Source organism: Stenotrophomonas sp. STEN035, from assembly GCF_056759935.1.
The window spans coordinates 1-17,826 of the sequence record NZ_JBRRDY010000009.1; the positions used below are offsets into that span (position 1 = coordinate 1).

Below are 17,826 nucleotides of genomic sequence, written 5' to 3' on the forward strand. Positions count from 1 at the left end.
GCTCCTCCCCCCGCTCCCCCCCAACTCCACCTACCCGCCCCCGACCGCGGAGGCTCGCTGCGTCCGCCGCCCCCCCCGCGCCTCCCCCCAGCGACCCCCCCCCCCCCACTACAGTTGGGGCCGTCGATATCGCTTGCACGCCGGCTGGAGTAGCCTGCTGGTCCCGCAATCGCAGTAACCGCCATGAGCGAACACAAAGCCCACCAGCTGTCGATGACCGTCCTGATGTCGCCGGAGATGGCAAACTTCTCCGGCAAGGTCCACGGCGGTGCAATCCTGCGCCTGCTCGACCAGGTCGCCTATGCCTGCGCCAGCCGTTATGCCGGCAACTACGTGGTGACGCTGTCCGTGGACCAGGTGACCTTCCGCCAACCGATTGCCGTCGGCGAGTTGGTCACCTTCCTGGCTTCGGTCAACTACACCGGCAACTCATCGATGGAAGTCGGCATCAAGGTCGTTGCCGAAGACATCCGCAAGGGCGCAGTGCGCCCCCCCAATAGCTGCTGGGCGTGGTGGTCCTGGTGCGCGCCAGCTCGGCCGGCCAATACGGTCAGGCTTTGCTGGTAAAGCCTCTGCCGAGCATGGCTCGGCACTACAGGAAAGGCTTCAACCGGTGTTCTGCACGCCTTGCGATACACCGTTCACGCAAGCCACCAGGGCACGCAGCAGGCCTTCGTCCTGGCGGTCACTTGCACGCCAGCGCTGCAGCAGGTCCACCTGCAGGATGCTGATCGGGTCGATATAGGGATTCCGCAGGCGGATCGACAAGGCCAGCCGTGGGTCCTGCTCCAGCAACTCCTGCTGGCCACTCAAGCGCTTCACCCAATGCGCGGTCAACGCCAGCTCCTCGCGGATCAGCGGGAAGAACTGCTCGTGCAGCGGGCCGGCCAGCTTGGAGAACTGCTCGGCGATATGGATGTCGCCCTTGCTCAGCACCATCGACATGTCATCGAGGAAGGTCTCGAAAAACGGCCAGTCGTGCGCCATCTCTCGCAGTGTCTGTTCATGCCCTGCATCAGCGGCGGCTTGCAGGCCACTGCCGACGCCGAACCAACCCGGAATCACCGCGCGCGCCTGGCTCCAGGCGAACACCCACGGAATCGCCCGCAGATTGGTCAGCGCCGCATCCTGACCCAGCCGCCGCGAGGGTCGCGACCCAAGCGTCATCCGCTCGATCACATCGATCGGTGTGGCCTGGCGGAAGTAATTCATGAACTGCGCATCACCAACAAAAGCGCGATACGCAGCTGAGCTCTGCTCGGCGACCAAGGCCATCACCGGCTTCCACTGCTCCTCGCGCGGCTCGTCGGCACGCGGGCGCAAGCTGGCACGCAATACCGCGCCAGCGGACTGCTCCAGCGAGCGCAACGCCAACGCACGGATACCGTACTTGCGATGGATTACTTCGCCCTGCTCGGTGACGCGCAGGCGGCCACCGATGCTGCCGCGTGGCGAGGCGTTCACTGCATGGGTGGTCTTGGTGCCACCGCGACTTATCGAGCCACCGCGACCGTGGAAGAAGGTCAGCTTGACGCCAAATTCCGCCGCCGTTTCCAGCAGCTCGACCTGTGCATGCTGCAAACCCCAACGCGAGGCAGCGATGCCGCCGTCCTTGCCGCTGTCCGAGTAGCCCAGCATCACCATCTGCACGTCATCACGCGCGGCCAGATGGGCGCGGTAGACCGGATCGGCAAGCAGATCACGCAGCGTTGCAGTACCACGCTGCAGGTCGTCGACGGTTTCAAACAATGGCGCTATATCCAACGGCACCGCGTTGTCCGCATCCAGCAGACCACCACGCCGAGCCAGCGCCAGCACTGCGAGCACGTCGCCACGATCATGCGCCATCGAGATGATATAGCTGCCCAAGGCATCGGCGCCGTGGCGACGCCGCGCGTCAGCCAGTGCAGCGAACACCTTGTCCAGACGCTGCCCGGCTTCGTCCTCGCCGCGCGCCAGCACTGCAGTGCCTGCGGCGTACGGCGACAGCAACTGCGCGCGTGCCGTATCGTCCAACGCGTCGAATGCATCCTGCCCGCCCAACACTTCGGCCAGCGCGCGCGAATGCACACTGGATTCCTGGCGCACATCCAAACGCGCAAGATGGAAACCAAACGTGCGCACGCGCCACAGTAGACGCCGCACCGAGAACCAGCCGGCGTGCTTGCCCTTGTTGGCGTCCAGGCTGTCGAGAATGAGCTGGATGTCGTGGATGAATTCTTCCGGTGACGCGTATGCCCCCGGAGCGTCTTCCAATGTCGCCTGCAGGCGCGCGCGCATGCGGTCGTTGAGCAGGCGGTACGGCATGTCGGCATGACGCGGGCGCGACTTCACCTGCGGCAGCAGTTGCTGGTACTCCTGCACACGCGCCTGAACTTCAGCACTCACACCAACCAGTTCGGTCGATTGACTGAGCAGGCTGGCCAGCGCCACCATGTCTTTCAGATACAGCCCGAGCACCGCGCTGCGCTGTGCGTTCAAGGTGTTGGTGATGGTGCCGGCGTCCACGTTCGGATTGCCGTCCATGTCACCGCCCACCCAGGTGCCGAAGCGCAGCAGACGCGGCAGCGGCAGGGTTCGGCCCCAGGTGTCGCGCAGCGCCTGTTCCAAGGATTCGTAGAACACCGGAATCACCCGGTACAGCACGCGAGTCAGATAGAAGCCGACATGCTCGCGCTCATCATCAACGGTCGGGCGCACTGGCGAGGAATCGGCGGTCTGCCACGATGCGGTCAAGGCCATGCGAAAACGCGCGGCATCGGCGGCTTGCTCGCCGGGCGTGCGTTGGCCGTCGAGGTTGTCGACCAAGGCAGCAACCATCAGTTGTTCTTTTTCCAGCAGGGCACGGCGCACGGCCTCGGTCGGGTGCGCGGTGAATACCGGTTCGATGTCGATCTGCGGCAGCCACTGCGCCAGTTCCTCCGGCGTCACGCCCTGCGCCTTCAGCGCAAGCAACGCGTCATGCAGGCCTTCCGGCTGCGGGCGCTTGGTGCCTGCGCGCTGGTAGTCACGGCGGCGTCGGATGCGATGCACGCGCTCAGCGATGTTGACCACCTGGAAGTAAGTACTGAAGGCGCGCACCAGCGCTTCGGCATCGCGTGGCGAACGTCCTGCCAACTGCGCGCTTAGCGGAGCCAACGGCGCCTGGCTTTCACGGCGGGCAATCGCCGCCGTGCGCACGTCTTCCACCTCGTCGAGGAAACCGGGCGATACCTGTTCGGAAATCAGATCACCAACCAGTGTGCCGAGGCGACGTACATCGTCGCGCAGTGGCAGGTCGGGGGTGGCGAAGACAACGCTGCTGCGGTACTCGTTCATCTAAGACGTAGAGCCTGGAGAGCGGAAACCCGTCAAGCCTACCGCAAAAATCAGCACAATTTTGCAGTGCACCAAACCTGAAACAGTTGCATCTGAATGTTGTCTGGCAGCTGTCCTTTTGGACAGAAAGGTACGCCGGATCAGTCAGTTCGAGGACATGACGAAACAGCGCTTCACCTGTAGTGCCGATCCATGCTCGGCACTACGTTGCTTCGCTCTTGCTCAAAGCCCCTCGCCCGCTTGCGGGAGAGGGGTTGGGGTGAGGGCGGCTTTTTGCTTTGGCCGGTAACGCCCCTGCCGAGCATGGCTCGGCACTACGGGAAGGCGCCAAAGCTTGCCCCTCCCCAACCCTCCCCTTTGCACTGCGTGCAAAAGGGAGGGAGCGGTTCATCAGCGCTTCTTGCCTGCCTCTGCACCCAACCAACGGTCCAGCCAGTCTTCGCTTTCGGCCAGCATCGTCATGATCGATTCGCGTGCGCGGTAAGCATGCGATTCGTTCGGCAGCATCACCAGGCGCGAGGTACCGCCCAAGCCCTTCACCGCAGCGAACATGCGCTCGCTCTGGATTGGGAAGGTGCCGGAGTTGTTGTCGTCCTCGCCATGGATGAACAGGATCGGGTCCTTGATCTTGTCTGCGTAATTGAACGGCGACATCTTCTGGTACACCTCCTGCGCCTGCCAGTAGTTGCGCTCTTCGGCCTGGAAGCCGAACGGCGTCAGCGTACGGTTGTACGCACCCGAACGCGCAATGCCCGCCTTGAACAGACGCGTATGCGCCAGCAGGTTCGCAGTCATGAAGGCACCATAGGAATGGCCGCCCACCGCAATGCGCTCGCGGTCGCCGACGCCACGCTTCACGACCTCATCCACCGCGGCCTGTGCGCTGGCAACCAACTGCTGCACATAGGTGTCGTTCGGCTCGGTGTCACCTTCGCCTACGATCGGCATGGTCGGGTTGTTCAGCACCACATAGCCCTTGGCCAGGAAGGCCTGCGGGCCCCAGTAGCTGATGGCATTGAAACGGTACTTGGAACCACTGACCTGGCTGGCATCGGCAGCAGATTTGAACTCAGCCGGGTAAGCCCACATCAGCAGCGGACGCGGGCCATCTTTCTTGGCGTCATAACCCGGCGGCAGCAGCAGGTCGGCGGTGAGCTCCACACCATCGGCGCGCTTGTAACGGATCTGTTCCTTCTTCACTCCACACAAAGCGGGCAGCGGATGGGCAAAATGCGTCAGTTCGACCGGCTGCGCATCTGCAGCCAGACCACGCGCATACAGATTGGCCGGTACGTCGTTGGATTCGCGATAGGTCAGGATGCGGCCTGCTTCGCCTTCGATGATGCCCAGCGGCATTTCGTAGTACGGCGCCTGCGAGTGGAACAGGCGTTCGCTCTTGCCACTGTCCAGGTCAACGCGGTCCAGGAATGGACGATCACCTTCAGCCGATGCGCCGTCACCAATGCGATAGAAGCCCTTGCCATCAGCGGTCAGCTGCAGGCGCGAGCGGCCGCCGTCATCCATCTGCAGCAAGGGCTCGCCCGGGTCGCTGTAGCGATCATCTTCCGAGCGCTGGACCAGCAGCGTTGCGGCCTGGTCCAGATGATCCGGGGCAATCTTCCACTGCTTTACCTGACGGCTCTTCCACCAGTACTCATCCAGCAAGGCCAACTCGCCATTGGCCCAGGTAACACCTGCGTAGCGCGAACCCAGCTGCGCCAGCGTCACCGGCGGCTTTTCAAAGGGTGCTGCCTGCAGCATCACCGCATCGCGCACCTTGGCCTCGCGCGACGGGTCACCGCCATCCTGTGCTTCGGCCCACACCAGCGAGGCCGGTGCATCGGCACGCCAACTGATCGAACGCACGCCGGTGGGCACTGCGTCATTGCCGGTCGGCAGGCCATCCACCAGCGGCAGACGCGCCACCGTGTGCACCAGCTTGCCCTGCGCATCCAGCACTTCGATGTTGCGCGGGAAACGGCTGACCGGCACCGCATAGGAGAACGGCCGCTGTACGCGCTGGCTCAGCAGGTACTTGCCGTCCGGCGAGGCCGACAGGCCCAGATAGATGCCCACCGCGCCGACCGGCTTGCTGTCGCCGCTGATCGACACCCGCACCGGCTGTGCCTGCAGGTAGTACTCGAACAGACGCGCATCGTCTTCGTTCTTCAACAGATCCTGATAGGTGCGCACGGTGCGCACGCCCTGCCCAGCCTCGGTCTGCTGCACCGCCGGCCCGATCGGGACGCCGTCGCCGTGCGGCGGCTCGCCCTGCCCGGCGGGACGCTGCATCACCAGCAGCGCATCGCTGCCCGGCAGCCACGCATAGCCGTTGCCGACGATGCTGTTCAGGCGCTCGGCCACCCGCCGCGCACTGGCGGTCTCCACATCCACCAACCACAGCTCATTGCTGCCGGTGGCCGGATTCAGTTGGTTGAAGGCCAGGTACTTCTGGTCCGGCGACCAGGCCAGCGAGGCCACCGACAGCGGCTGCGGCAAACCATTGATCTGGCGCTCCTTGCCATCACTGGTGGAGGCCAGCCACAGCTTGCTGCCGAACGAAAAGCGGCTGTCGGACACGGTCTTGGGATTGATGCGAAGGCCAGCCAGCTTCAGCTCCGGGGCCGCCACCTGGGCGATGGAGGGCAGCGCCGGGGTCTGCAGCAGCGCAGTCAGGTCACACTTGGGCGACAGGTACAGGCTGGGCGCGCGTGGAGCGTCCACCACGGCCTGCAGCGCCGCCGACGGCAGCCGGTAGCCTTCGCCCTGCTGGGCGCCCTTCTGCGCCGGCGGCGGGGTCAACGCCATGACCGGAGGTACCGCCAGCAGCAGGCCGGCGCACAGCACCAGGGCGGCCGAAGCGCGGCGACGGCGGTGGGGAGACAGGTTCATGGCGCATTCCTATTGGACGAAAACAATCCTCCAACTTAACAATCCCCATCGACGCTGGCCCCTGCCGTTGGTTGGGCCCGCGGCGCGGGCACGTCACCGCGATATACTGGGCGGCCCGTTCCGAGGGGCGCTGCGACCGTTGGGTGGACCCGTCCACTACAGCCCGTGTTCTTGCACGGACTTCCCAAACGGCCAGGCTCGGACGGCTTTCACGCAACAACGGCGCCCGGCGAACGCGAGCCTGCTCGCACCACACCGGAGCTCTAAATGAACGCTGTTGCCACTACCTTCTCGCAGGAAGGTGATTACAAAATCCGCGATATCTCGCTGTCCGATTGGGGCCGCAAGGAACTGGACATCGCCGAGCACGAAATGCCGGGCCTGATGTCGATCCGCCGCAAGTACCAGGCCGAGCTGCCGCTGAAGGGCGTGCGCGTGACCGGCTCGCTGCACATGACCATCCAGACCGCAGTGCTGATCGAGACCCTGAAGGACATCGGCGCCGAAGTGCGTTGGGCCTCGTGCAACATCTTCTCGACCCAGGACCACGCTGCCGCTGCGATTGCCGCCACCGGCACGCCGGTGTTCGCCTGGAAGGGCGAATCGCTGGAAGAATATTGGGACTGCACCCTGGACGCGCTGACCTTCACCCTGGCCGACGGCACCCTGACCGGTCCGGAACTGGTGGTCGATGACGGCGGCGACGTCACCCTGCTGATCCACAAGGGCTACGAGCTCGAGAACGGCAGCAACTGGGTCAACGAGCCGGCTTCCTCGCACGAAGAACAGGTCATCAAGAACCTGCTCAAGCGCGTTGCAACCGAGCGCCCGGGTTACTGGGCCCGCGTGGTCAAGGATTGGAAGGGCGTCTCCGAAGAGACCACCACCGGCGTGCACCGCCTGTACCAGCTGGCCCAGGCCGGCACCCTGCTGATCCCGGCGATCAACGTCAACGACTCGGTGACCAAGAGCAAGTTCGACAACCTGTACGGCTGCCGCGAGTCGCTGGCCGATGGCCTGAAGCGCGCGATGGACGTGATGCTGGCCGGCAAGGTTGCCGTGGTCTGCGGTTACGGCGACGTCGGCAAGGGCTGCGCCGCCTCGCTGCGTGCCTACGGCGCACGCGTGGTGGTCACCGAAATCGACCCGATCTGCGCCCTGCAGGCCGCAATGGAAGGTTTCGAGGTCAACACCATCGAATCCACCCTGGGCCGTGCTGACCTGTACGTCACCACCACCGGCAACAAGGACATCATCCGCATCGAGCACCTGAGCGCGATGAAGGACCAGGCCATCGTCTGCAACATCGGTCACTTCGACAATGAAATCCAGGTCGATGCACTGGTGGGCTACAAGGGCGTGCAGCACGTCAACATCAAGCCGCAGGTGGACAAGTACATCTTCCCGAACGGTAACGCGATCTTCCTGCTGGCCGAAGGCCGCCTGGTCAACCTAGGCTGCGCCACCGGCCACCCGAGCTTCGTGATGTCCAACTCGTTCGCCAACCAGACGCTCGCACAGATCGACCTGTGGGCGAACAAGGACAGCTACGAGAACAAGGTGTACCTGCTGCCGAAGAAGCTGGACGAAGAAGTTGCCCGTCTGCACCTGGAGAAGATCGGCGTCAAGCTGACCACCCTGAGCCAGGAACAGGCCGACTACATCGGCGTGCCGGTCGACGGCCCGTTCAAGCCGGACCACTACCGCTACTGATTTGCTTTGCCCTGTCTTGCTTTAGCCCCTCTCCCGTTCACGGGAGAGGGGTTGGGGTGAGGGCAAGCTTTGCAAAGAACGGGCGCCGCAAGGCGCCCGTTCTGTTTACGGCACAATCAGCCATCGCGACTGCCTGCCGCCTCCATGACTCCGCACGTCCCCGATGCCATCAGCGAACAAACCACCCTCGCCTGCGAGGTGATCCAGCAGCAGCTGGCAGCCAATCTGCTCGCCATTTACCTGTACGGCTCCGCGCTCGACGGTGGTTTGAAGCCACGCAGCGACATCGACCTGCTGGTGATCGTGGCCAACCACCCGGACGACGCCACGTTGCGGAATCTGCAGCGCGCACTACTGGCCATCTCCGCCCCACCCGGCCAGCACCCAACGCTGCGTGCATTGGAAGCGACGCTCATCGCCCTTGCTGAGGTTGTGCCCTGGCGCCATCCGGCACGTCGCGAGCTGCAGTTCGGCGAATGGCTGCGCCAGGACATCCTTGCCGACATCCTGGAGCCGCCATTGCATGATCCAGACCTGGCCATCCTCCTGACCAAGGCACGTCAGCACAGCATCGCCCTGTACGGCCCAGCCATTACCAAACTACTGCCAGCGGTACCCCAGCGCGACTTCCAACAGGCGCTGGTGGACACCCTGAAACTGTGGAATGCCCCCGACGACTGGCGTGGCGAGGAGACCAACATCGTGCTCACGTTGGCACGCATCTGGTACAGCACCCAGACCGGCCGCATCGCACCCAAGGATGTGGCCGCCGATTGGCTGTTGCAGCAACTACACCTGCAGCACCATGCCGTCGTCACCCAGGCACGCGATGCCTATCTTGGCCAAGGTGATCCCGCTGCGCTCTGGCCAGCCTCGCAGCTCACCGCCTTCATCCACGCCGCCAAAGTGCACATCGCTGCGATCCTCCCGCCAAGCAACGACTGAATCGCCATTACACAATGGTTTGTCGCATCATTGCCCAGCACCTCTCCTCTCAGGAAACACACATGACCAGCAGCGAAAAAGTCCAAGGTCCGGCATCGTATTTCCCGTCTATCGAGAAGACCTACGGCAAGCCTATAAAGCACTGGCTGCAACTGCTGGAGACAGTCAAGGACAAGAAGCACATGGAGCAGGTGGCATTCCTCAAGGAGCAGCACAACATCGGCCACGGCCATGCCAACGCACTGGTCGCTTACCAGCGAGCACAGAACGGAGGCTGACAGCCCCGCAGCAAGCCCCACACGCGACGGCAACGCGCCCGCCCCTCCCTGACAAAAATCCCACCATGCAGCCCACCCTCATCGAGCGCCCAGCCTTCACCGTCATCGGCATGGAAGCGATCTTCCGCGACGGCGAAGATGGCTACGCCGAACTCTGGCAACGCTTCATCCCGCGGGAAAATGAAGTCATCGGGAAGCTCGACCCCGTCGTCAGCTACGGCGTCTGCGCACCGCAGCCTGATGGCACGGTCCGCTACATCACCGGCTTCGAAGTTCAGGACGACGCAGCGATCCCGGAGGGCATGGTTCGCGCCCAGGTTCCTGCACAACGCTATGCCGTGTTCACCCACACCGGCACCGCCCCGCAGATCAGCGCCAGCTTCCATGCCATCCACGATCACCTGCTCGCTGAACACGGACTACAGGCAAAGGAAGGTGTTGATCTGGAACGCTACGACGCGCGGTTTGACGATCCGTTTGATCCAGCCTCGCAGATGGAGCTGCATATCCCGATCCACTGATCGGCAACGCCGGCAGCTTCGCGCACTTCAGCGACCACATGCAATTCCAGCTAGGAACGAAACCAAACGGGCGCCCTATGGCGCCCGCTTCGCATGCGCGCAGAACGTCAGCCGCGATGAATCGAGACACCTCCATCCACCAGCATCGCCGCGCCGGTCATGAATGAAGACTGGTCCGAGGCAAGGAACATCGCCGCCGCCGCCAATTCGCACGGATCAGCAATACGCTTCAGTGCATGCAACTGCGCCACCTGCGCCATCGCTTCGGGCGAGCCATTCATTTCATGCGCCATCGGAGTGTCAGTGCCGCCGGGCAACAAGGCATTCACTCGCAGTCCCTGCGGTCCGAACTCGGACGCCAATGCCTGGGTCAGGCCGATGATGCCGGACTTGCTGGCTGCATAGGCCGCAGCACCGGCGAAGCCCACCGTATGACCGACGAAGGTTGAAGTGAATATCAGGCTGCCAGCGCCGCTGCGCAGCATTGCCGGTACCTGATGCTTGGCAGCAAGAAACATCGCGGTGAGATTGGTATCCAACGTGCGCTGCCAATCAGCCAGCTCCACCTCCGGCGTCGGCCCCAATGGCCCCATCATGCCGGCGTTGTTGAAGGCCACGTCCAGCCGACCGTACTGGTCCAACCCCAACGCGACCAAGGCCTTTGCATAGCCTTCTTCGCAGACATCGCCCGGCAGGCAAACAGCGCTACCGCCACTGCTGGAAATCTCCATGACAAGCAGATCCAGCTCGACTGCGCGGCGCGCGCCCAATACAAGCGCTGCGCCTTCAGCGGCGAACAGCACTGCTGCAGCGTGGCCGATGCCAGAGCTGGCGCCGGTGATGATCACGACTTTTCCCTGTAGCTGCTTCATGTAAGCTCCAATCAACGAAGGAGCTGCATGCTGCACCCGCTACGGCAGCGTTGCCCGCCAGATTCGGACACCAAAGCCGGCGAGTCAGCGCCGCGACCGCTCAACCACGATGGCTGACATCACACTGCAGGAGAGAACATGAGCGACTTCACCGACGTGCGCTTCACCCTCGCCGTGCAGGACCTGGCCAAGTCCACCGATTACTACGCATCGGTCCTCGGCCTGCAGATGGACTTCAGCGCACCTGGCTGGAGCTTCATGTCGCGCGGCAGCTTCCGGGTGATGCTGGGCGAATGCAGCGATGCATTGCCGCCACATGCACTTGGTGACCACTCCTGGTATGGCTACGTCACCGTGTCGGATGCCGCTGCCCTGTTTGATGAATACCGAACCGCGGGTGCGGAATTCACCCAGCAGCTCGCTGACAAGCCATGGGGTATGCGCGAATTCGGAGTGCGCACCATAGACGGCCACAGAATCATGTTTGGCCAGGAGCTTTGAGGGTTCGCCAGGATGCAGACGGACGCTGGGCGCTGGAGCGCGCTTACCTCGGCTGTTGTAGGAGCGGCGTAAGCCGCGAAACTGGTACATCTGCAGATGGCACAAATACCTGCAAGCTCCAGCACCATCAGCTTCGCGGCTTACGCCGCTCCCACAGAGCAACCAGCTTAGATTGCGCCGGGGCGAAGGCGCAGGCTTCCAAGCACTTGATCCCATAGCCCCAACGCCTGCGCGTCCTCGCGGAATGCCGGTGCATCGGCCTTGTCTTCGGTCAGCAACTGCAACGACAGGAACGGGAACTGCAAGGACTCCGCGCGGCCCTGCGATTCCCACAGGAAGGCATACATCTTGCGTCCGCCATCTTCGGCGTGGGCAAGAATCTCCTGCCCCTGGATCGGCCCGACATTGCGTTCACCACGGCGCAGGTTGCGCATCCGCGCCGCGGCCGCAGCATATTCCGGCGGCAGGTCCGAAGCCCGTTGCAGCAAGGGCTGGTCGGGCTTGCCGGTGACATACGACATCAACGTCATGCGCGCACCGGGATAGGCACGCGGACGCAGGCCGATGGTCATTTCCTCGCTATTGATGCGGTTGCCAGCAATGAAACCCGAATCAATGCAGAAGCCTGCGGTCGTCGGAATGGTATTGGGATCGCGGTAGCTGATCCTTGGCCGCAAGGCGCGGTAGTTCTCGATCGCGGCTGGCAGCTTCGCGGCCTCGGTCTCGCCACTGACCAAGTATTGCACGTTGTGCGTTGGGTCCAGCACGTAAAGCTCCTGGCGATGGCCGGCGCGGCTACTTTCGCTTACCCATGAGGTAAGCAGCACCGCATTATCGTCAAAGGTTGTCGTGCTCACCGACATCGACTCACCACTGCGATGCCGGTCTGCTGTCAACGTCGCGTCACGCGCGGCCACTCGCTGACGGAACTCCTGCAGTGATACGCCGGTAGTCGTCTCAACCTTCTTACGTGCATACACGTAGCCGGGCTGGATCGAGGTCGCAGCAGGCACATCCAGCAGGAATCGGCCAACGCACAAAGTCTTCATTTCGCTTCCCTGTCGTTTCGGTGCCGCGCCGGCAACGCCGCCCGAGGCAAAGGTCAGTAGTACCGCAGCCAGCAAGCCATGCAACAGCGGCCGGCGCGTCATCGCGTGCAACAACTCATGCCCAGTCCGCGCCCTGTGCAAGCCGCACGGCGGCGTACAGTGTTGCCCAGCGGGTGCGCTCGTCGTTGTAGCTGCCTTGATGGTCATAGCCTTTTTTCCCTTTCAGCGCGTACTGCCCGCTACCGAAACTGCCTTGACGGAAACATCCTGTGACCTCAGCTTTAGGGGCCGCACCTGAACACGCCGGTACTGTGCCATCACCGGGATCGGTGGGATCAGCGATCTCCAGCTTGATCACACCAACGGCGTCCTGCAGTTTGATCTTGCCATTGTGGTTGTCCGATACCGGCGTCACCGAATCCACGCCGGTCATGCTGCCACCGCTCCAGGCCAGTGAACCCCAGGCGAGCTGTTTGGCGTCATCGCCGTAATGCGCGAAAGTCGGCTTGTGGTACTTGCGGGTGATGTCCTTATGAAAGTCCTTCACACCTTCGACAATGATCTGGAAATTGCTGCGCGGTGAAAGCGCAGGACCATCTTCTTCTTCGCGTGCCGATGCAGCAGCCGCTGTCGGCGCACTCGGATCAAGCAACTCGGTGTTGCCTTCGGGAACCAACCCATACCACTTGGTGTTGAGATAGATCTCGCTGTAAGGATCGCCGCCAACAGGCAGCTTTGGGCCCTCGTCGCCCAGCTGAAGCCACGCCTTACCCTCGTTGTAGTCAGCGGCAGGCAACAGCTCCAGACCGCCTGCAGATCGAGCCAGGATAGCCACCACTTCCCCGGCATCGCGACCCAGAATGATGCTGGGGGCACCGGTATAGCCGGCACGGCAATGGTGGTAAGTCGCCGCTGCGCCGGTCGCCGGCATCACGCCATGCGATATACCCAGCAACTTGCCGTAGTTGGCCACCTGCGACACCGCGCGCGCTACCAGGCCGCCCATCGAATGGGTAACCAGCAACACCTTCTGCGCGTTGATACCACGCGTGGCGTAGTACGGCAGGATCACGTTGTCGATGCGCGCGATGATGTCCTGGGCCGAGAAGCGATTGCTCTGCAGCCAGTTGTAACCACCGGACCAGACCTCGAAGCGGTAGTGCGCTGCATGCTTGGCCTGCTCCAAGGTGAGCGCGACATTGCCGCCTACCGTCTCGCCATATTCGGCTGGCGCACGCGCGCCCTCTTCCGCCCACCATGGCTGCAGCTTGCCCGCCGACATCAGGTCATTGAGCTTGCGGTGCATCTCGGCCATCACCGGGTTGTAGGCCGAGCGCATCAACTGGCCCCAGCCACGCTCGCGCGCCAACGCCTCGGGAATGACATCTTCCGCGTCCAGCGGGCCGCGATCATCCACCTCCGAGGTCCACGGATTCAACAAGCGTTGCCGCGTGGCGGCGCCACGGAACAGGAACACGAACATCTGCCCGATAGCACCCAGCACCGCGCCCACACCATCGGTGTTCGGCGGCCGCCATACCGGGTCGCCGGTGATCTTCGACTTCAGATTGGTACCCATGATGCCGGGCAGGAAGATGACCGGAATGACCGCATCAGTATCTGCTTCGACCACCTTGTCGCGCTTGTCCTTGACCTGGGTAAGCCGCGCACGCGCGACCGGCCGGCCATCCTCGTCCCAGTCTCCGCTGGGCAGTACAACTTCCTGTTTCTCTTCCATGCGCTAGACCTTCCCCAGAACCTTGATGAGCACCTCATCGATACCCTGCCCGCGCTGCCGTGGCAGGCGCCCCTGCGCATCGGTGACCACTTCGCTACGGCCACCATCACCGCGCGTGATCTGCACACGTGTATTGGGCATGGGATCGCCCGTGGCACGGTGCCGCACCACGTACACATCGTCGAACTGCGCGTCGGGCCAACTGTTCATCTCGGTGGACAGATGGGTGGCAGCGAGGAAGCTCTTCTTGCTCGCATGCACGGTGATCTTGCCTGGGCAGTTGAAGCTGATGTTGCCGCCTTCGATGGTGACGCTGGCACCACCGGTAGTGGCGATGTGCAAGGTCTTGCCGGCAGTCAGTTCCACTACGCCCTGGGCGCTGGCTGCGCGCAGCGCCTGCCGTGACTGAATGCGCACTTCGTCTTGTTGTGCCTGCACGTTCAATTGATCGGTGCCGGCCACAACGCTCAGCGCATTGCCATCATCGGCACCGCCTTCCACAGCACTGGCCAACATGCCAATGGCCTGGCCAGCGTGCAGGCGTGCAGCGCCCATCACGGCGGTATCGCTGTCGCCGCCACTGGCCAACAACAGGCCTTCACCGACCGACCAATGCAACGCCTGTCCTGCGACATGGACAATGCCGGCCGGCGCTGCGAACCCCAGCAGCGGATCACCGCTATGTGGTATCCGGCCCTCGCCCGCCGTCGCCTGACGTTGCTTGGCCTCGCTGCTTGCCGCCTGGTGTTCCATTCCGGAGACCGTGGTCTTGGCGCTGGCCAGCATCGCGGCGAGCGGTGCCTGATCTGGCACGATGTTGGAACGGTCCTTGCCGCGTGCACCTTCCTTCATCGCCAACGCGGTGGTCAGGTGCGTGTGCGCCGCTTGATTGAAACGGGTGCCCAGACCTTGCAGCTGATTGAGCAGTGCCGCCGGCTGCACGGCCTCACCGGCAGGACTGTTGGCGCGGTGTGCGTAAGCACTGAACCACGCGCCCGAGGTTGTGCGCACCGCACCCCAGGCATCACTGCGCAGTTCGAAGCCAGTGCCACGCAGGCTGCCCAGGAAATTGTCGGCCTGATGGCGAAGATGGCCAAGGCTCAACTGCGAGGTCTGCTGGCTGCTGGCCAGCTGTACACGCAGTTGCTGGTCGCTGTCATCAAACAGCAGGTGATTGCTGCCTTCACCGCCATCCCATTCGCGCGAACGGATGCCCCACACAGCGCCGGCATTGCGGTGCGCATCATCGCCTGCGCCAGCCGCGTGCCAGGCCGGTGCATGGCCGCCACTCAGATTGCCTTGCGCGCTGGCGGTGCCATCGCGCGCCTGTGCATAGGCGCTGTGATCGGCGTCGGCACTGGCACCCGCAGGCGTGGGCGCAACACCCGCTTCGCCACGGCCGTTGTACAGCGCGCCCAGCACGATGGGCCTGTCGATATCGCCATCGAGGAAACCAACCAGCACTTCCTGGCCGATGCGCGGCAGAAACTGTGCACCAACCCCAGGGCCGGCATAGCGCTGCGCTACCCGCAGCCAAGTGGTGTCGCCCTGTCCATCCTGGAAGTGGAAGCGCACCCGAATCCGGCCAAGGCTGTCGGCATGCACGTCCTTGCTGTTGCCACCCTGCCCCGCGACGACCACAGCGGTCTGATAGCCCGGTACGGTAGGCCGCGGATTGAGCCGATGACCGTTGCAATCCTCCAGCGCCGGCCGCCACGGCAAGCTCCGCTCGGTCGCCTTGAAGCGATTGGCGTAACCCACTTTCTCCGCATGCTGCCACAGCCCGGCATCCGCGCCCGTCATCGGCGCGCCACCCAAGGCATCGTCCATCGCTTGGCGTACATCGGTGGGCAGGTTGTTGATGCCTGCGTGCTCCACGTCCACCAGCAACAACTCCGGCGCGGTCGCAAACGGCGCCTGCTGCACCTCAATCCAGTTACCGGACTGGAAACCACGTACCGTGCCTTGGCCCTGCCAGCTGCGTCCGTGGACTTCATGCGCCTGCGCCTGCAAACGCGCGTACCAATCGGCCGCACCGGCATTGCTGAATGCATAGGCACCCACGGCGTCATAGCTTTCGCGCATGGAGGCGTCACCACCGCCGTCCAAGGGCAGCTGAGCACTGATGCTGCGCACCTGGCGGTAATCATCGCTGAGCAGACTCAGGCTGGTGCTGCCCAGGGCGCGGCGTCGGCCCAGCATCTGGATGCTGTCCGTGGATTCGGTGGCATCACTGCGGTGGAAGCGAACGCCGGCCGCCGCGCTGCTGGCGTCCTGCGGCAGGCTCAGGCTATCGGCGAAGATCTCCATGCCGTTGCCGCAAGAGGATTGTTCCTCGGCGTAGAGACGCCAACCCAGCCCTTCCTCGGCCAACAGCCGCTGCAGGAAATCCAGATCGCTCTCGCGGTACTGCACGCAATAGCTGCGCACGCGCGTACCAATGAATTCATCGCAGCCTTCGGCCCAGCGCCAATTGGCCAGGTCCGGATAGTCGGCAAGCACGGCGTCGACGATCTCGCGCACGCTCTTGTCCTGGAACACACGGCTGTGCCGCGCATGCTGCAGCCACCAGGTCCACGATCGCAGCGACACGCGATAGCGCACCAGTCCGCCATCACTGCCCATGCGCTGTGCGTGCGCAACCAGACCACTGCGTTGCTGCTCGCCGCCATCCGCCATGCGCATCACCAGCACCGCCCGAGTGCCAAGCAGCGTATCCAGCGCAACGCCTTGATCGGTGGACAGCACATCCACATCCGTCTGCGCATGCGCAGACAGGCCATCGCGGCCCCACCAGCGTTCGACCATGCCCCCGCCAAATCCCGAGCATCGCCATTGATACTGACGCTGTGCATCACTCGGCGCAGCCACCTGCGCCATCAGGCTATTCAGCTTTTCCATGCCAACCCAATGCGTTTCCCGTCTGCCATTCAGCAGACGTAATCAGATCCCCCAAGCCGAATCTATCAGAACTTTCCTATAGCCCGCGTTACGGGTTGGAGGAGGCGGATTGGTGGGAACAGCGGGGAATCTGCCGGAATCACTGGGTTTGCTGTACGCAAACAGGAAGGCATTTAGCCTGTTCACAATGGTGCTGACACCAAATATTTGCGATTTGAGCGACCAACATCACGTTTTCGCGACAGCTAACACAACCATCTAGTCACGTCGTACCACCGGTCCAAGCGGATACAACGCCAGCGGACCGCCCACCAACAATCCATCGGATCACTACACTTGGGTCTCGTCACCTCGACTAGGGATGCCCACGCAGCCTGCAGAAGCGGAGCAGCCAGTTTCAGCATTGGCTACGCCGGACATCTGTCGTTGACGTCCATGCCCCCGATCACCTCGTGAGCATTTGATATCAAAAGCCGCTCGCATCCTGCTGGTCACGCCTGGCCAGCAAAAAATTTGTACCTCGACTAGTAATGACCTGCCCTTGGCGGCGCCTTGCTTCGATACCAATCCATGCACTCTGGATCACGTTTGCATGTTTCCGCGGGGGTCAGCAGTCGATCGGGGAAATTCAAGTGACCAGGGTAATAACCAGAGGCATAAACCTTAATTTTCCGACCTGGAAAGAATGCAACCCACAAATAACCCGAATTGATCATCGAATACGGGGGAACTTCAACCTCTTCTGCATACAAAGAATGCTTATCACGCACATACAGTGCGTCATCACTCCATTTTACTGTCACCTTCGTTCCAGGTTTCCAAGGATAAGGCAACGCAACACTTCCCGCAGAACCGTTGCCGTTATTGTACGGCTGAACCGCTCCGCCCCAAGATCCATTTACATAGATTGATCCAATTGGCATATCTGTATAGTTCAAGCCGGACAGACTAAGCCCAATTTTATCAGGCGCGAACTGGGACCCGTCTTTCTCACTTGCCTGACATGCTGCGAGCGCCCCCAAAAGACCCATGAGGGGAATAACCAGTCCTTCGTGTGACCGAGCTTCAAATAGAGAATTTAAGAAAGGCTTAAAATTT

Annotated in this window: 12 protein-coding genes, 1 pseudogene and 1 riboswitch; of the genes and pseudogenes, 6 read left to right on the plus strand and 7 right to left on the minus strand. The window is 62.8% G+C overall.

Annotated features, from left to right (window positions below; genetic code table 11):
• Positions 1-183 precede the first annotated feature (183 nt).
• Positions 184-507, plus strand: a pseudogene (locus ACVOLL_RS06440) (acyl-CoA thioesterase); the annotation flags it as partial.
• 99 nt (positions 508-606) lie between these two features.
• Here the strand turns inward: ACVOLL_RS06440 and ppc are convergent.
• Positions 607-3,318, minus strand: a complete 2,712-nt coding sequence (ppc, locus tag ACVOLL_RS06445; RefSeq protein WP_481512148.1) for a phosphoenolpyruvate carboxylase — start codon at positions 3,316-3,318, stop codon at positions 607-609.
• Positions 3,319-3,708: 390 nt separating this feature from the next.
• Positions 3,709-6,210 carry an alpha/beta hydrolase family protein gene (locus ACVOLL_RS06450; protein ID WP_481512149.1) on the minus strand — a complete coding sequence of 834 codons (2,502 nt, stop codon included), beginning with the start codon at positions 6,208-6,210 and terminating at the stop codon, positions 3,709-3,711.
• Between the two features lie 116 nt (positions 6,211-6,326).
• A riboswitch (S-adenosyl-L-homocysteine riboswitch) is annotated at positions 6,327-6,445 on the plus strand.
• A 32-nt stretch (positions 6,446-6,477) separates the two neighbouring features.
• Here ACVOLL_RS06450 and ahcY point away from each other — a divergent pair.
• From ahcY to ACVOLL_RS06470, 4 genes are all read left to right on the plus strand, one after another.
• Complete coding sequence (gene ahcY / locus ACVOLL_RS06455; protein WP_481512150.1) at positions 6,478-7,923, plus strand: adenosylhomocysteinase; 1,446 nt, start codon at positions 6,478-6,480, stop codon at positions 7,921-7,923.
• A gap of 144 nt (positions 7,924-8,067) precedes the next feature.
• On the plus strand, positions 8,068-8,868 hold the full coding sequence (locus ACVOLL_RS06460; protein ID WP_481512151.1) for an aminoglycoside adenylyltransferase family protein: 801 nt from the start codon (positions 8,068-8,070) through the stop codon (positions 8,866-8,868).
• Between the two features lie 62 nt (positions 8,869-8,930).
• Entirely contained in the window at positions 8,931-9,146 is a 216-nt protein-coding gene (locus tag ACVOLL_RS06465; RefSeq protein ID WP_481512152.1) for a DUF4287 domain-containing protein, read from the plus strand.
• A 65-nt stretch (positions 9,147-9,211) separates the two neighbouring features.
• Positions 9,212-9,667 carry a GyrI-like domain-containing protein gene (locus ACVOLL_RS06470; RefSeq protein WP_481512153.1) on the plus strand — a complete coding sequence of 152 codons (456 nt, stop codon included), beginning with the start codon at positions 9,212-9,214 and terminating at the stop codon, positions 9,665-9,667.
• Positions 9,668-9,774: 107 nt separating this feature from the next.
• On the opposite strand, the gene ACVOLL_RS06475 is transcribed toward ACVOLL_RS06470, so the two are convergent.
• Positions 9,775-10,539, minus strand: coding sequence for an SDR family oxidoreductase (locus ACVOLL_RS06475; RefSeq protein ID WP_481512154.1), 765 nt, complete (start codon positions 10,537-10,539; stop codon positions 9,775-9,777).
• 138 nt (positions 10,540-10,677) lie between these two features.
• Here ACVOLL_RS06475 and ACVOLL_RS06480 point away from each other — a divergent pair, with 138 nt between their 5' ends.
• Positions 10,678-11,040 carry a VOC family protein gene (locus tag ACVOLL_RS06480; protein WP_481512155.1) on the plus strand — a complete coding sequence of 121 codons (363 nt, stop codon included), beginning with the start codon at positions 10,678-10,680 and terminating at the stop codon, positions 11,038-11,040.
• Between the two features lie 167 nt (positions 11,041-11,207).
• On the opposite strand, the gene ACVOLL_RS06485 is transcribed toward ACVOLL_RS06480, so the two are convergent.
• The 4 genes from ACVOLL_RS06485 to ACVOLL_RS06500 all read right to left on the minus strand — a co-directional run bounded on the left by ACVOLL_RS06485 (position 11,208) and on the right by ACVOLL_RS06500 (position 17,759).
• The gene (locus ACVOLL_RS06485; RefSeq protein ID WP_481512156.1) at positions 11,208-12,089 is read right to left on the minus strand and encodes a T6SS immunity protein Tli4 family protein; all 882 of its coding nucleotides are present in this window, start codon (positions 12,087-12,089) and stop codon (positions 11,208-11,210) included.
• A 115-nt stretch (positions 12,090-12,204) separates the two neighbouring features.
• The gene (locus ACVOLL_RS06490) at positions 12,205-13,827 is read right to left on the minus strand and encodes an esterase/lipase family protein (RefSeq protein ID WP_481512157.1); all 1,623 of its coding nucleotides are present in this window, start codon (positions 13,825-13,827) and stop codon (positions 12,205-12,207) included.
• A gap of 3 nt (positions 13,828-13,830) precedes the next feature.
• The gene (locus ACVOLL_RS06495; protein ID WP_481512158.1) at positions 13,831-16,728 is read right to left on the minus strand and encodes a type VI secretion system Vgr family protein; all 2,898 of its coding nucleotides are present in this window, start codon (positions 16,726-16,728) and stop codon (positions 13,831-13,833) included.
• Between the two features lie 524 nt (positions 16,729-17,252).
• Entirely contained in the window at positions 17,253-17,759 is a 507-nt protein-coding gene (locus ACVOLL_RS06500) for a DUF3304 domain-containing protein (RefSeq protein ID WP_481512159.1), read from the minus strand.
• Positions 17,760-17,826: the final 67 nt, after the last annotated feature.

Bases quoted from the DNA above. Each gene is read 5' to 3' on its own strand.
- ppc (WP_481512148.1), bottom strand. From the start codon at position 3,318: ATGAACGAGTACCGCAGCAGCGTTGTCTTCGCCACCCCCGACCTGCCA.
- ACVOLL_RS06450 (WP_481512149.1), bottom strand. From the start codon at position 6,210: ATGAACCTGTCTCCCCACCGCCGTCGCCGCGCTTCGGCCGCCCTGGTG.
- ahcY (WP_481512150.1), top strand. From the start codon at position 6,478: ATGAACGCTGTTGCCACTACCTTCTCGCAGGAAGGTGATTACAAAATC.
- ACVOLL_RS06460 (WP_481512151.1), top strand. From the start codon at position 8,068: ATGACTCCGCACGTCCCCGATGCCATCAGCGAACAAACCACCCTCGCC.
- ACVOLL_RS06465 (WP_481512152.1), top strand. From the start codon at position 8,931: ATGACCAGCAGCGAAAAAGTCCAAGGTCCGGCATCGTATTTCCCGTCT.
- ACVOLL_RS06470 (WP_481512153.1), top strand. From the start codon at position 9,212: ATGCAGCCCACCCTCATCGAGCGCCCAGCCTTCACCGTCATCGGCATG.
- ACVOLL_RS06475 (WP_481512154.1), bottom strand. From the start codon at position 10,539: ATGAAGCAGCTACAGGGAAAAGTCGTGATCATCACCGGCGCCAGCTCT.
- ACVOLL_RS06480 (WP_481512155.1), top strand. From the start codon at position 10,678: ATGAGCGACTTCACCGACGTGCGCTTCACCCTCGCCGTGCAGGACCTG.
- ACVOLL_RS06485 (WP_481512156.1), bottom strand. From the start codon at position 12,089: ATGAAGACTTTGTGCGTTGGCCGATTCCTGCTGGATGTGCCTGCTGCG.
- ACVOLL_RS06490 (WP_481512157.1), bottom strand. From the start codon at position 13,827: ATGGAAGAGAAACAGGAAGTTGTACTGCCCAGCGGAGACTGGGACGAG.
- ACVOLL_RS06495 (WP_481512158.1), bottom strand. From the start codon at position 16,728: ATGGAAAAGCTGAATAGCCTGATGGCGCAGGTGGCTGCGCCGAGTGAT.
- ACVOLL_RS06500 (WP_481512159.1), bottom strand. From the start codon at position 17,759: ATGGGTCTTTTGGGGGCGCTCGCAGCATGTCAGGCAAGTGAGAAAGAC.